General features: G+C 60.7%; 13 protein-coding genes. 4 read left to right on the forward strand and 9 right to left on the reverse strand.

Going from position 1 to position 13,314, the window contains the following annotated elements; all coding sequences use genetic code 11:
• From Q4Q11_RS27725 to Q4Q11_RS27745, 5 genes are all read right to left on the reverse strand, one after another.
• Positions 1-641 (reverse strand): precorrin-2 C(20)-methyltransferase (locus Q4Q11_RS27725; RefSeq protein WP_498571477.1); only part of this gene is annotated, 641 nt, incomplete at its 3' end.
• Positions 638-1,270, reverse strand: a complete 633-nt coding sequence (locus tag Q4Q11_RS27730; protein ID WP_112512853.1) for a precorrin-8X methylmutase — start codon at positions 1,268-1,270, stop codon at positions 638-640. The genes Q4Q11_RS27725 and Q4Q11_RS27730, both read right to left, overlap by 4 nt.
• A gap of 2 nt (positions 1,271-1,272) precedes the next feature.
• Positions 1,273-2,697 carry a precorrin-3B synthase gene (cobG, locus tag Q4Q11_RS27735; protein WP_498571478.1) on the reverse strand — a complete coding sequence of 475 codons (1,425 nt, stop codon included), beginning with the start codon at positions 2,695-2,697 and terminating at the stop codon, positions 1,273-1,275.
• A 69-nt stretch (positions 2,698-2,766) separates the two neighbouring features.
• The gene (gene cobF / locus Q4Q11_RS27740) at positions 2,767-3,543 is read right to left on the reverse strand and encodes a precorrin-6A synthase (deacetylating) (RefSeq protein ID WP_112512902.1); all 777 of its coding nucleotides are present in this window, start codon (positions 3,541-3,543) and stop codon (positions 2,767-2,769) included.
• Positions 3,544-3,609: 66 nt separating this feature from the next.
• The gene (locus tag Q4Q11_RS27745; RefSeq protein WP_112512851.1) at positions 3,610-4,446 is read right to left on the reverse strand and encodes an AraC family transcriptional regulator; all 837 of its coding nucleotides are present in this window, start codon (positions 4,444-4,446) and stop codon (positions 3,610-3,612) included.
• A 118-nt stretch (positions 4,447-4,564) separates the two neighbouring features.
• On the opposite strand from Q4Q11_RS27745, the gene Q4Q11_RS27750 reads away from it, so the two are divergent.
• Positions 4,565-5,761: an MFS transporter gene (locus Q4Q11_RS27750; RefSeq protein ID WP_112512850.1), complete on the forward strand. Its 1,197-nt coding sequence runs from the start codon at positions 4,565-4,567 to the stop codon at positions 5,759-5,761.
• A 222-nt stretch (positions 5,762-5,983) separates the two neighbouring features.
• Here Q4Q11_RS27750 and Q4Q11_RS27755 read toward each other — a convergent pair whose 3' ends face one another.
• Positions 5,984-7,234, reverse strand: a complete 1,251-nt coding sequence (locus Q4Q11_RS27755; protein ID WP_498571479.1) for a D-amino acid dehydrogenase — start codon at positions 7,232-7,234, stop codon at positions 5,984-5,986.
• Between the two features lie 31 nt (positions 7,235-7,265).
• A complete protein-coding gene (alr, locus tag Q4Q11_RS27760) occupies positions 7,266-8,396 on the reverse strand; it encodes an alanine racemase (protein WP_498571480.1) in 1,131 nt (376 codons plus the stop codon).
• Positions 8,397-8,520: 124 nt separating this feature from the next.
• Here alr and Q4Q11_RS27765 point away from each other — a divergent pair, with 124 nt between their 5' ends.
• Complete coding sequence (locus Q4Q11_RS27765) at positions 8,521-8,985, forward strand: Lrp/AsnC family transcriptional regulator (RefSeq protein ID WP_498571481.1); 465 nt, start codon at positions 8,521-8,523, stop codon at positions 8,983-8,985.
• Positions 8,986-9,017: 32 nt separating this feature from the next.
• On the opposite strand, the gene Q4Q11_RS27770 is transcribed toward Q4Q11_RS27765, so the two are convergent.
• Together Q4Q11_RS27770 and ocd are read right to left on the reverse strand one after the other, a co-directional pair.
• Positions 9,018-10,811 carry a PAS domain S-box protein gene (locus Q4Q11_RS27770; RefSeq protein WP_498571482.1) on the reverse strand — a complete coding sequence of 598 codons (1,794 nt, stop codon included), beginning with the start codon at positions 10,809-10,811 and terminating at the stop codon, positions 9,018-9,020.
• A 499-nt stretch (positions 10,812-11,310) separates the two neighbouring features.
• Positions 11,311-12,360 (reverse strand): ornithine cyclodeaminase, encoded by a 1,050-nt coding sequence (gene ocd, locus Q4Q11_RS27775; protein ID WP_498571483.1) that lies wholly within the window; start codon positions 12,358-12,360, stop codon positions 11,311-11,313.
• Positions 12,361-12,502: 142 nt separating this feature from the next.
• Here ocd and Q4Q11_RS27780 point away from each other — a divergent pair, with 142 nt between their 5' ends.
• Complete coding sequence (locus Q4Q11_RS27780; protein WP_112512844.1) at positions 12,503-12,940, forward strand: Lrp/AsnC family transcriptional regulator; 438 nt, start codon at positions 12,503-12,505, stop codon at positions 12,938-12,940.
• A gap of 49 nt (positions 12,941-12,989) precedes the next feature.
• Positions 12,990-13,314: hypothetical protein (locus tag Q4Q11_RS27785; RefSeq protein ID WP_498571484.1), on the forward strand; the 325-nt coding region annotated here is incomplete at its 3' end.

Here is a 13,314-nt window from a genome sequence, read left to right on the forward strand (position 1 = left end):
ATCGTGCCGCGCTCGACATAGATGGCCTCGTTCAGCCGGCCGGCCGCATCGAGCGCGCGGCGGATTTTCGGCAGGTTGCGGCCGACCTTCATGATCACGGCTGCCTGCGTATCGCCGAGGCGGCGGGTAAGCTCGGCTTCCGCCATCGTTCCCGGCAGCACGGAGAGCACGTCGTCTCCCTGTACCATCGGCAATCCGGCCAGAGACCAGCAGCCGGACATGGCCGTTACGCCTGGGATGACTTCGGTCGGGAAGCGATCGGCAAGGCGCACATGCAGGTGCATGTAGGAACCATAAAACAGCGGATCGCCCTCGCTAAGCACGGCAACCGTCTTTCCTTCTCGCAGATGTGCCGCCACCATCTCAGCCGAGACGTCATAAAAGGCGGTGATCTGACCGAGATATTCCGGCGCGTCCTTGTCGATCTCGGTCGTGACCGGATAGTAGAGCGGCAGGAGCGCGACGTCCGCTTTCAGCAGGTGGCCGACGATGGCGCGTCCGTTGCCGCCTTTGCCCTGCTTGGCGAAGTAGGCGACGACATCGGCTCGCTCCAGGGCCTTGACGGCCTTGACCGTCAGCAGTTCGGGATCGCCGGGGCCGGTGCCGATCCCAATCAGGCTTCCGTTCGAAGGCGCGCTCATAGGCCCGGCCTCGCAAGAGCGTTGAGGGCCGCTGCCGTCATCGCACTGCCGCCGAGACGCCCGCGCACGATGGCAAAGGGAACGCCGTAGGAATTCTCGGCAAGCGCATCCTTCGATTCTGCTGCGCCGACAAAGCCGACAGGCATGCCGATGATGGCGGCAGGCTTCGGGGCGCCGTCACGCAGCATTTCGAGAAGGTGAAAGAGGGCGGTCGGTGCATTGCCGATGGCAACGACGGAACCGGCAAGGCGGTCGGTCCAAAGATGCATGGCGGCGGCCGAGCGCGTGTTGCCGATGGTCTTGGCGATGTCTGCCGTGCGTGGGTCCTGCAAGGTGCAGATCACCTCGTTTTCCGCCGGGAGGCGGGCGCGGGTGACGCCACGGGCGACCATTTCGGCATCGCAGAAGATCGGGGCGCCCTCGGACAGCGCCTTGCGAGCCGATGCGACGAAATCGGGAGAGAACAGGAAATGCTCTGCCGCTTCCACCAGCCCACAGGCATGGATCATGCGGACTGCCACATCGGCCTCGGCTTCGGGAAAGCGCTTCAGATCGGCTTCGTTGCGGATGATCGCGAAGGAGCGTTCGTAGATCGCATCTCCCTCGCGGATATAGTCATAGTCAGGCATTTCTATCCCTGTCGTAAAGCCGTCGCGATTGCGTCCCGGCCGAGCCGTTTAAGACACTGCCGGGCCGATTCGCCAGCAGCTTTGTTGTTCCGTACCAGTTTCCCGAGCGTCGCCAGCGCCGATTTCAGGCCTTCCTTGTGGATGTAAGCCACTGGCTCTGATGATGATGACCCATTTACGACAATAGCATAGCCTGTTGCAGCACCGACGACAGTCAGCATTGCGGGAGACGGGTGGGCGCACCCCTTCATGCAGCCGGATAGATGGACCTTGAGCGAACCGTCAAGCAGGTCGGCGCCGACATCGATGAGATCGGCGGCGGCCTTTCTCGTGGCATAGTGGGCGGATGCGCATGCGCCGGTGCCGGAGCAGGGGATGATATCGTTGGCCGGATCGTCGGCACGCGTTTGAAAGCCGCAGTCAGCCGCCGCGGCGAGAAGATCTTTGGCTAGATCGCCTGGAAGTCCAAGTACCAACAGGCTGTGCTCCGGTCCCGTCCGTATCTCACGCGCGCCTGCTGTCTCTGCCAAGTCAAGAAAGCGCAGGAGATCGCGAGCGTGGATCCGACCGAAGGCAGGGCGCAGTCCGAGGGCGGAATGTTCCTTCCCCAGTGCAACGATGCCGATAGCAGAGGCCGGTAAGGCCGTCTCACTATGTACGAGATCCGGCAGAGCGGGAAACTGTGCTTTCAGAGAGGCAGCGTCCAGGTCGCGTCCGCGGGCGCGCGGTCCGATAGCAGCCAAGGCGTCGAGCAATGTGATGACACCGGATATCGCCTGCTCGCCGGGCAAGACGGCAAGCGGTATGGCCGTCGCATGCGTTCCGGCGATCGAGAGCTTCCATAACTGGTCATTGCTGGAAATGACGGCTTTCAGCCGGATATCGGCCGAGAGGTCGTCAAGAACGAGCTGGCCGCCGCCATCGACGATAATGGCAAGCTTGGCAGCCAGGAGCGGCTTGGGATCGAGTGATCCGATCGCGCTGCGAAGGCGCCCGGCAAGTGCTCGCGCGTCAGCGGTTTCCGAAGGATCGAGGCCGCTGAAAGGCGGGACTTCGATTGCGACGCCGCGTTCCGGCACGATGCCGGCGCGATCAATGTCGGCTGCCAGTCCGGCCATGCTATGCGGCCTCATGCCGCGCAGCTGAAAATTGCCGCGTGCGGTAATTTCGATCAGGCCGTTGCCGTGCTTTTCGGCGGCTTCGGCCAGTGCGCGCAATTGCCGGACGCTCAAGCCCGGTGTCGATGGTCGCAGGCGCACGAGCAGACCGTCGCCCGTCTGCATCGGCGCGCTCAAGGAAGGACAGGCGCCGCGAACCATGGCGGGCAGCGGCTTTTCAATGCCGTAGCGGGCGGCCTCGTCTTGCGGGAAGCGCGTTTGTCCATTTATCGTCTGTGTATCGGCCGCAACCATGAGACTGCCCATCATAAAGGACATTTCCTTGCACAATCCGGGTCGGCGGGCAAACGATTTGGCGCCCGGCCTTCAGTCGCACCCTTAGTTGCGGTCGTCGAAATCATGCCCCTTGCGCATGAGATAGATGTCCATGATCCATCCGTGCTTGGCCCGCGCCTCTGCCCGCGTCGCAAGAATCCGTTCGCAAACCTCACCCAGCCTGCCGGCGATGGTGATCTCGTCCTTAGTGCCGAGATAGGCGCCCCAATAGATATAGGCATCCGGATCGTCGATCCCGCTGAAGGCCTGTTCGCCATCGAGCATGACGACAGCCGTTTCCGCAATGCCGGGAAAGCTTTCGGCCAGCCGCCGGCCGGTGGTGATCTGCACGGGCTTGCCGACGAGATTGAGAGGGATGCGGTGGCTTGCCGTCAGCGCCTGAATGCTGGTGATGCCGGGAATGATGCTGTAGGCAAGCGCAACATTGCCGCGAGCGGCGACGCGCTCGATGACGCGCAAGGTGCTGTCGTACAGGCCAGGGTCGCCCCAGACGAGGAAGGCAGCACTTTGGCCTTCCGCCAAATGCTCCAGAAACAGCCGTTCATAGGTCGCGGAAATCGCCTCGTGCCAGTCATCGACGCTCTGCACGTAGCTGCGCTCGGCTGTCCGGCGCAAGGGCACGTCATAATCCACAAAGCGCGTGGCCTGGTTGGTAACATAGCGCTGGCAGATTTCCCGCCTGACGTCGGCAAGCTCGCTCTTGGCAGCCCCCTTGCTGGGGATCAGGATGACATCGGTAGCATTCAACGCATTGATCGCCTGCACGGTCAGATGTTCGGGATTTCCCGTGCCGATACCGACAATGTGAATATGCCGCATGTGCTTGCCCTCGCTCTTCAGCGCTGTTTGCCGGAAGCGCCGGATCATTTCAAGAGGAAGCGTTCTTCAGGACGATTGCCGTTCGAAGCTCCAGCGGCTGGCCATATAGCTGCGCGGCGAGGTGCCGAGCATGCGCCGGAACATGGTGGTAAACGCCGCTACGCTCTCGTAGCCTGCTTCAAGCGCGACATTGGTGACCGGCTCGCCGCCGGCAAGCTGCGGCAGAGAGGCAAAGACGCTGGCCTGCTGGCGCCAGGTCGTGAAGCTGATGCCGGTCTCCTTGCGGAACTGCCGCGTGAACGTCCGCCGGCTCATGGCAAGCCTTTCGGCCCAATCGTCCAGCCTCGCGTTTGGCGAAGGGTTGGCGAGATATTCGCGGCAGAGCGCTGTGAGCTTCCGGTCGGACGGGAAGGGGAGGCCGAGCGGCCGCTCCGGCAGCGTCGCAATCTCCTCGACGAGCAGAGACAGGACCAGCTTGGCCTTTCGATGACTGACCGGGGCTTCCCGCAGCCGAATGGCCTCCAGGAGCAGGCTGCGGGCGAGATCCGTTACCTCGACGACCCGTGGGCCTTCATCTTTCGGCGGTTGACCGCGCGGGGTCACATAAACGGATTTCATGCTGACATCGCTCAGGATCTCGATCGAATGCTCCAGCCCGACGGGAATGAAGAGAGCATGACCCGGCGGCACCATCCAGCGGCCGCGCGCCGTCATGATCAGCGCGACGCCCGAGAAGATACAGAGCAATTGCGTGCGCCGGTGGTGATGCCACGGGACGGTGTAGCCCTGCGGCGGCTCGGCACTGTGGACAAGCACATCGGCAGGCGATTCTTCCATCCAGCGCATGTTTTGCACATGGTCATCGTCGAGGGTTGCCAGCAACTGTTTGGAGAGCTTTTCCATTTTGGCCCAATCGAGAAACTAGTGGACCAAAACACGAAAGAAGGTCACTCGCAAGCCGTGTAAAAGGCTGATCAAACAATATTGTCGGCAAAAGTAGCCGGCGCTGGAAGGAATCCCAATGGTTGCGGCGTTTTCGGGTGCGCAGACCCGATTTGAGAAGACCACGATTTCGATCGTCGTGGCGGTCAGTACCTGCCACTTGCTGAACGACATCATGCAATCGCTGCTGACGTCGCTCTATCCGATGTTCAGAGAGAATTATGCACTCGATTTCGTGCAGATCGGGTTGCTGACGATGATGTTCCAGATCACCGCCTCGCTGCTGCAGCCGGTGGTCGGCATCGTCACCGACAAATGGCCGATGCCCTATTCGCTGCCGGTCGGCATGGTCAGCACATTCCTCGGCCTCCTTCTGCTCGGTTATGCCGGCAGTTTCGGTATGCTGCTGCTCGCTGCCAGCTTGATCGGTTTCGGCTCGGCCGTCTTTCATCCGGAAGCATCGCGCGTCGCACGTCTGGCTTCGGGCGGACGTCACGGCCTTGCGCAATCGCTGTTCCAACTCGGCGGCAATGCCGGTTCGGCAATCGGGCCGCTGATTGCGGCGTTCTTCGTGCTGCAGCACGGCCAGAAGAGCGTTGCCTGGCTTTCGGTGCTGGCCGTGATCGGCTTCATCGTTCTCAGCTGGGTCGGCAACTGGTTCGTCAATCATCGTCGCCAGCAGGCGGCACGTCCCGCGGCCAGCCGCACCCTGCCGATCGCGCGCAGCAAGGCCATGTGGGCGCTGGCCATTCTCATCCTGCTCACGGCGACAAAGAACGTCTACATGGCGAGCATATCGAGCTATTTCACCTTCTATGTCATCGACAAATTCCATCTCGACGTCCGTGACGCGCAGCTTATGCTGTTTCTGTTCCTAGGTTCGGTCGCCGTTGGAACGATCATGGGCGGCCCTGTGGGGGATCGCTTCGGCGCGCGCTTCGTGATCTGGTTTTCGATCCTCGGCGTCATCCCCTTCGCGCTGCTGATGCCCTATGCCAATCTCTTCTGGACATGCGTGCTGACGGTCGTGATCGGGCTGATTTTCGCGTCGGCCTTTCCGGCGATCGTCGTCTTCGCGCAGGAGCTGATCCCCGGCCGCGTGGGACTGATCGGCGGCGTCTTCTTCGGTTTCGCCTTCGGAGCGGGCGGCCTTGGCGCTGCGGCTCTCGGAGATTTTGCCGATACGCATGGCATCTCCTTCGTCTACACGATCTGCTCTTATCTGCCGCTGCTCGGTCTCTTCACGATCTTCTTGCCGCGCATTCCAAAGCACTAGAGCCGGATGATTTTTGGTCGAATCGACCTAAAATCTGAATCCGCTCTAGAATCAAAGAAGCAGAGCATGGTGTCGTCCGAAAACCGATCACACTTTTCGGCATCATGCTCTAACCGACACCGGCGGGCTCATGGCCCGCCGGTATTTGTTTCGGAAAAGGCCTGACTGTCGGTCCGTGATGGCCGCCTCTTGCCGGAAACGGCTTTGGATGAGGTCGCCTCATCAGGCGTAGCGGCTGATGGCGAGATCGGTTGCGTCGATATCCGGCTTGCGGCCGCTGACGAGATCGCTGATGACCCGTGCCGAGCCGGAGCTCATCGTCCATCCAAGGGTGCCGTGACCCGTATTGAGGAACAGCCCCTTGATCTTCGTCGGTCCGATCACCGGCGTTCCATCCGGCGTCATCGGCCGCAGGCCGGACCAGAAGGAGGCCTTGGCGACATCGCCGCCGGGGAAGAGATCGGTGACGGAATGCTCGAGCGTCTGCCGCCGTGCAGGGCCGAGATCGTTGGTGTAGCCGGAGATTTCCGCCATGCCACCGACGCGGATGCGATCGCCAAGGCGGGTGATCGCGATCTTGTAGGTCTCGTCCATGACGGTCGATTCCGGCGCGCGCGCGGCATCGATGATCGGGATCGTCAGCGAATAGCCCTTGACCGGATAGACGGAAAGGCCGATGCCGAGCGGCTTCAGCAAGAGCGGCGAATAGCTGCCGAGCGCGACGACGATCGCATCCGCGCCAACGCGCCCGCGGTCGGTCATGACGGCGTGCGCCTGACCGCCCTCAACGTCGAGCCCCTTGATCGTCGCGCCGTACTGGAACTGGATGCCCAGCTCTCTTGCCTTTACGGCGAGCGCGTTGGTGAATTTGAAGCAGTCGCCGGTCTCATCCTTCGGCGTCAGCAGGCCGCCGACGATCTTTTCGCGAACGTGCCCGAGTGCCGGTTCGACCCGGATGCAGCCATCGGGATCGAGCACTTCATAAGGGATGCCGTCGGCTGCCAGAGCCTTGACGTCCTTTGCCGATGCGTCGAGCTGCGCTTGCGTGCGGAAGAGCTGCAGCGTGCCCTGCATGCGCTCGTCATAGGCAATGCCGGTCTCCTCGCGAAGCTGTGCCAGCGAGACGCGGCTGTAATCGGCAAGGCGCAGCATCCGGCTCTTGTTGATCGCGTAGCGTTCCGAGGTGCAGTTCGACAGCATCTTGACGAGCCAGGAGAGCATGGCGCCGTCGATCTTCGGCCGCAGGATGAGCGGAGCATGTTTCATGAACAGCCACTTCAGCGCCTTTGCCGGAATGCCCGGTGCCGCCCAGGGCGAGCAATAGCCAAAGGAGACTTCGCCGGCATTGGCAAAGCTCGTCTCCAGCGCCGGCCCCTTCTGCCGGTCGATGACAGTCACCTCGTGGCCTGCCTTGGCAAGCTGATAGGCAGATGTGACGCCGACGATGCCGGCACCCAGAACGACGACTTTCATGATTTCCTCGGAGAAATGAGCGTTGGGAAGGTCAGCGGTATTGCCTGTTGTAGCGGTGGCCGAGACTGGTCAGGATCTCATAGGAAATCAAGCCGGCATCCCGCGCAAGATCCTCCAGGGTCTGATGATCGCCGAGGACCTCCACCATGCTTCCGAAAGACAGCGTACCTTCGGGCAGGGCGCTGATATCGATCGTGATGCTGTCCATCGACACGCGGCCGACGATCGGCAGGCGCATGCCTTTGTGATAAACCGCGCCGCGATTGCTAAGGCTGCGTGGAAGGCCGTCGGCATAGCCGGCGGCAATCGTCGCAAGCCGGGTCCGGCCCTTGGTCACATGCACGCCGCCATAGCCGACACGCGCCCCCTCCGGAACGGTTCTTGTCTGCACGACGGCGACATCGAGCCTGACGACGGTCTCCATCGGATTGGCAGCGCCGCTCGTCGGGGCGCCGCCATAAAGGGCGATGCCCGGCCGTGCCAGCACGCCGTGAAAATCGCCGCCGAGGAAGATGCCGCCTGAATTCGCGAAAGAGATGCCGTAGCTCGGGAATTCCGCCGCAATGCGGCGCATTTCGGCGAGCTGGTCGGCATTTTGCCGGCTGTCGATCTCGTCTGAGGAGGCGAGATGGCTCATGACGAACAGGATGTCGATGTCGTCGGAAGCCTGCAGGTGAGCCTCGACGAAACTTCTGTCTTCCGGCGGTATGCCGAGCCGCGACATGCCGGTGTCGAACTGCAGAACCGCGGGGAGCCTGCGCTGCAGCGAACGCGCGGTCCTGGACCATTGCCGCAGCTGATCGAGCGAATTGATCACGGGCACGATGCCGCCATCGGCGCAAGCTGCCTCGTTGTCTGGCAACAGGCCATTCAGCACGAAGATTTTGGCGTCACCGGGCAATTGCGGACGCAGCCGCAGTGCTTCGATGAAATGCGCAACGAAGAAATGCCGGCAGCCACGCCGGTAGAGCGCCCTCGACACTTGGCTGGCGCCAAGCCCGTACGCATCGGCCTTGACGACGGCCGCCGTCTGCGCCGGCACAACGATGGAGGACAGCCTGTCGTAGTTCCGGCACAATGCGGCCAGATCGATTGTCAGATAACCACACGCTCCGCCATCGGCCGCCAATTTTAGCGCCAGCGAATCCACAATGCCGTCCATATCCGCCCTCGTCTTTCAAACGCAGATTATTGAAACAATCGTGAAATTGCCTGTCAAATTGTGATTGATTATTGTGTAGTTGCCTTGATATTGAAACCATCTGCGAATTTTTGAAAGAACCCACATGGGCGCCCTCGATGCGATCGATCGCAACATTCTTCGTCTGCTTCGACTCGATGCCCGCATTAGCAATGCGAAGCTGGCAAGTGAGGTGGGGCTGTCGCCATCGGCCTGCCTGCGGCGCATCAAGCTGATGGAGCAGGCGGGCGTGATCCGCGGCTATACGGCTTTGGTGGACACGTCTCAGGCGGAAGCATCGATCGCCGTCATCATCAACATCACGCTCGAGCGGCAGACGGAGGATCACCTCGATCGCTTCGAGGCGGCGGTACGCAAGCACCCCGAGATCAGGGAATGCTTCCTGATGACGGGCGGTTCCGATTATCTGCTGCGTGTCGAGGTCGCCAATCCCGGCGACTTCGAACGCATCCACAAGGATATTCTCTCTACCATGCCCGGAGTGCTGCGGATTCATTCGAGCTTTTCGATCCGCAATGTGCTTGCGACGCGGCCGAAGGGATTGCGCTGAACGAGCGGATGTCGGCTCGGCAAGGGTTTACTTTATTCTGCCGTGCGATCCTGATCCCAACCGATGCCTGCTGCGGCATCCACTTCGCAGATCAAGCCGGTGGGTTCATAACTGATCTGCACCTTGCCGTTCAATTCCGCCGCCAGTAGGCTTTCTATCAAGCGGGAACCGAAACCCCTGCGGGTCGGGGGCTTCACGATTGGTCCTCCCGTTTCCTGCCATCGCAACCTGAGACGTTCGGTCTCACCGCTTTCCAGCGACCAGGTAATGGCAATGCGTCCATCGGCCACTGAAAGCGCGCCATATTTGGCCGCGTTCGTCGCAAGTTCATGCAGCGCAAGCGATATGGAAACAACCGCTCGCGGGGCAAGCTTGATGGCAGGACCGGAGATTTCGAACCGGTCTTTCGGATAGGGCGACAATGCCTGGGCTATGACTGCAGTCAATTCGGCCTGCTCCCATTTGCCATGGATCAGCAGATCGTGAGCGCGCCCCATCGAGGAGAGCCTTGCCTCGAACGTTTCGACGGAAGCCTTGTCCGTGTCACCTCTTCCCAATGTCTGGCGTGCGATGGCCATGACGGTCGCAAGCACGTTCTTGACGCGATGATTGAGCTCGCCGACCAGCACCGTCTGCAGGCGCTCGGCTTCCTTCTTGGCACTGATGTCATGAGCCGTCTTCGACGCTCCCACGATCCGGCCATAGACGTCATAGATTGGAGAGACGCTGAGAAGGATGTCGACAAGCTCGCCGTTCTTGTTGCGCCGCTTGGTCTCGTAAGGCTCTACCTTCTGGCCCGCACGGATCCGGGCCAGGATTGCCGGTTCTTCGTCACTGCGGTCTTCCGGAACGAGCATCATCACGGACTGGCCGATGGCCTCTTCGGCCGATTGTCCGTAAAGCCTTTCGGCGCCGCTATTCCAGCTTGTGATGATCATGTTGAGGTCGATGCTGAGGATGGCGTCGTCCGATGAGGCGACAATCGCCGCCAGTTGCCGCTCTACTTCCTGTGCTCGCTTGCGTTCACTGATATCGGTTACGATCGCGGCGGCCCGCTGGATGCGTCCTGAACCGTCTTTCAAGCCAGAGACGGAGTTTGCCACCCAGACAAGACTGCCATCTTTGCGAACATAGCGCTTTTCAATCTCGAAACTCTCTCCTGTCGCCGTCATTGCTTCGAACAGGCGCTTATTCTCATGCAGATCATCTGGATAGGTGATGTCATAGGTCCGCATGCCGAGAAGCTCGCTCTCGGAGTAGCCCACAATTTCGCAGAAACGCTCGTTCACCCGAACGAAGCGGCCATCGAGTTCGCACTGGGCAAACCCAGTCGTCGATTGCGAGATGACGGCGCGAAACAGCTCCTCGCTTTCACGCAGCGCCTGTTCCGTTCGAACCCTTTCCGTCGTTTCGTTGACGATGCAGAAGACGCCCAGCACCCTGCCGTCCACATCACGGACGGGCGAATAGGAAATATCGAAGTAAACCGTTTCGGGATAGCCGTAGCGCTCGATATAGAAGGGCCTATCCTTGGCGACGATCGCCATGCCGTCATGAAGGACGGAGCGAAGAAGCGGTTCGAGGTCGCTCCAGAGTTCGGCCCAGTTTTCCTGTGCAGGCCTTCCGAGCGCGCGCGGATGCTTGTCCCCTATCGTGGGCGCATAGGCATCGTTATAAAGTGCGATAAACTCCTCGCCCCAGAACATGACGATCTGAGCTTGGGCAGGGAGCATGATATCGACGGCAGCAGTAAGGCACGCGGGCCATTCCGACCTTGGCCCAAGACTGGTGGCTGCCCAGTCGAAGCCCGAGATAAGTTCAGCCATTTCGTTCGTTTGTCTCACCGGTTCGGGCACGATGTTCAGAATGCATCCTCTCTTCAGTGACTGCAATTTGCAGCAATTGCCCGGTTTCCCCGACGCTTGCGAGAACTCATAGCATGAAATCCGTCACGAAGTGCAGAGAGAAAAGCGGCTGATTTCAATGTATTTTAAGTGACATAAGCGAATATTCGCTACGAATATTTTGGAGTATTCAAAGGGAGCGCGACGAGCTCTTAATCTTGGGCGGCGTCAACATGACGCTCGCTGCGGCCGCCTGCCAGAAATCCGGCGTCGCAAGCATTTCGGCCCATATTTCGGGTGTCGAGGCGCCCAGTCTGCTTCGCCCGCAATGCCGCAGGAGCGGTAGCGGCGGTATCCGAGAGCCTGCGCGCGCACTCGACGCTTGGCTCTATCGGACCGAAGGCGCACGCCAGCCCTGCCGTCAGCTTCAAGCGCGGGCGATCACTGGTGCCGACTGCATGATCGGAGACGGGGGATTGCCTCAGGCCGCCCGCAGCAGCATGCCGAAAAGGTCGCGCGGATCGTCGGGGTCGGCGATGATATCGAGTTTCTGGAAGTAATCCGTGCCCGCCAGTTTCTCGCGGACGTAGCGCAGGGCGGAGAAGTCCTCGATCGCGAAGCCGACGCTGTCGAACAGCGTGATCTGCCTGTCGCTGCTGCGGCCTTGTGCCAGGCCGCTCACGACCTGCCAGAGTTCGGTGACCGGGTAGTCCGGATCCATCTGCTGGATTTCGCCTTCGATGCGGGTCTGCGGCGGATATTCGACGAAGGTGTCGGAGCGCAGCAGGATGTCGCGGTGGAGTTCCGTCTTGCCGGGGCAGTCGCCGCCGATGGCGTTGATGTGGACGCCGGCGCCGACCATGTTGTCTGTGAGGATCGTCGCATATTGCTTGTCGGCCGTGCAGGTCGTGATGATGTCGGCGCCTTCGATGGCGGCTTGAGCCGAGGTGCATGGCACGAGGCGCAGACGCGTCCTGGCGAGATTGCGAACGGTCTTTTCCGTTGCCCTCGGATCGATGTCGTAAAGGCGGACCTCCTCGATGCCGAGAACCGCTTTCATCGCCAGTGCCTGGAATTCCGCCTGCGCGCCATTGCCGATCAGGGCGAGGCAACGGGCCTTTTGCGGCGCCAGATGTCTGGCGGCCATGGCCGAGGTCGCCGCCGTGCGCAGCGCCGTCAGCAGCGTCATTTCCGTGAGCAGTACAGGGTAGCCGGTCGAAACTTCGGCAAGCAGGCCGAGGGCGGTCACCGTCTGCAGCCCTTGCGCCATGTTCTTCGGATGGCCGTTGACATACTTGAAGCTGTAAACCGCCCCATCCGAGGTCGGCATCAGTTCGATGACGCCGTCATGCGAATGGGATGCGACACGGGGCGTCTTGTCGAAGAGTTCCCAGCGGCGAAAATCCGCTTCGATGGCGTCGGTGAGTTCGACGAGCATGGTTTCGATGCCGACATGGTGGACGAGCCGCATCATGTTCTCGACGCTGACGAAGGGGATGAAGGCTCTTTCCGATGGGAGCGGCGCGGGCATTTTCGTATCCTCGATGAGACCGTTTCTCTTAGGGTATCAAGCGGATCGATTGACTGAAATCGCAAAACTGTGCCAGTTTTAGTATGAGTTTGTACAGATTGCCCGATAATTTTGACCGAAAAGACAAGAGCAGGATCATGCGATGACGCTCGCCAAATATATTCCCGACGATCTCGACCGCCGCATCATCGCGCATCTGCGTTCAGACGGGCGCGCTTCGCTCTCCAAACTGTCGGATGCACTGGGTGTTGCGCGTGGCACGGTGCAGAACAGATTGGACCGCCTGATCGAGACCGGTACGCTTCTTGGTTTCACCGTGCGGGTGCGGGAGGACTATGACGAGCAGACGGTTCATGCCGTCATGATGATCGAGGTGGTGGGAAAGTCGACGACCCAGGTCATCCGCAAGCTGCGCGGCCTGCCCGAGATCTATTCGCTGCATACCACGAACGGCAATTGGGATCTCGTCGCCAATATCCGCGCCGCCAGCCTTTCGGATTTCGACCGGGTGCTGCGCGAGGTCCGAATGATCGATGGCGTGGCAAACAGCGAGACCAGCCTGCTGCTGAGCAGCCTCTGACAGGTCGCCGCCTCGCTTGAAAACTCGCGGCTTGTTGTTATGATTTCGTATGGAACTTACGTTGCTCGCCCACGCCCTTGCCTGGACCGTGCTCGGTCTGATCGTATTGACCACGGTCGTCCCGGTCGGGACGAAGTATCCGTTCATGGCAATGGCGAGCATCGACAGCGTCATCCCGTTCGGTCTTTTGGGATTTCTGTTTGTCCTGGCCTATCCCGAAGACCGCCGCATCATTGCTCTTGTGTGCATTTCTGTCGCGGCTGCGAGCGAGTCGCTTGCTTTGATCCTGCCAGAGAAGTGCCTGCGGGTTGAGCGCGCAATCCTGAAAGTGCTTGCGACGGTATCAGGGCTGCTTTTAGGGGCATTGTTTATGG

This window comes from Rhizobium sp. UFLA01-1127, assembly GCF_059803845.1.

What these genes read in the sequence shown, in the direction of transcription:
- Q4Q11_RS27730 (WP_112512853.1), bottom strand. Translation starts at nt 1,270, where the DNA reads ATGCCTGACTATGACTATATCCGCGAGGGAGATGCGATCTACGAACGC.
- Q4Q11_RS27745 (WP_112512851.1), bottom strand. Translation starts at nt 4,446, where the DNA reads ATGGAAAAGCTCTCCAAACAGTTGCTGGCAACCCTCGACGATGACCAT.
- Q4Q11_RS27770 (WP_498571482.1), bottom strand. Translation starts at nt 10,811, where the DNA reads ATGGCTGAACTTATCTCGGGCTTCGACTGGGCAGCCACCAGTCTTGGG.
- ocd (WP_498571483.1), bottom strand. Translation starts at nt 12,360, where the DNA reads ATGCCCGCGCCGCTCCCATCGGAAAGAGCCTTCATCCCCTTCGTCAGC.
- cobG (WP_498571478.1), bottom strand. Translation starts at nt 2,697, where the DNA reads ATGATGGGCAGTCTCATGGTTGCGGCCGATACACAGACGATAAATGGA.
- Q4Q11_RS27780 (WP_112512844.1), top strand. Translation starts at nt 12,503, where the DNA reads ATGACGCTCGCCAAATATATTCCCGACGATCTCGACCGCCGCATCATC.
- Q4Q11_RS27750 (WP_112512850.1), top strand. Translation starts at nt 4,565, where the DNA reads ATGGTTGCGGCGTTTTCGGGTGCGCAGACCCGATTTGAGAAGACCACG.
- Q4Q11_RS27765 (WP_498571481.1), top strand. Translation starts at nt 8,521, where the DNA reads ATGGGCGCCCTCGATGCGATCGATCGCAACATTCTTCGTCTGCTTCGA.
- Q4Q11_RS27755 (WP_498571479.1), bottom strand. Translation starts at nt 7,234, where the DNA reads ATGAAAGTCGTCGTTCTGGGTGCCGGCATCGTCGGCGTCACATCTGCC.
- cobF (WP_112512902.1), bottom strand. Translation starts at nt 3,543, where the DNA reads ATGCGGCATATTCACATTGTCGGTATCGGCACGGGAAATCCCGAACAT.
- alr (WP_498571480.1), bottom strand. Translation starts at nt 8,396, where the DNA reads ATGGACGGCATTGTGGATTCGCTGGCGCTAAAATTGGCGGCCGATGGC.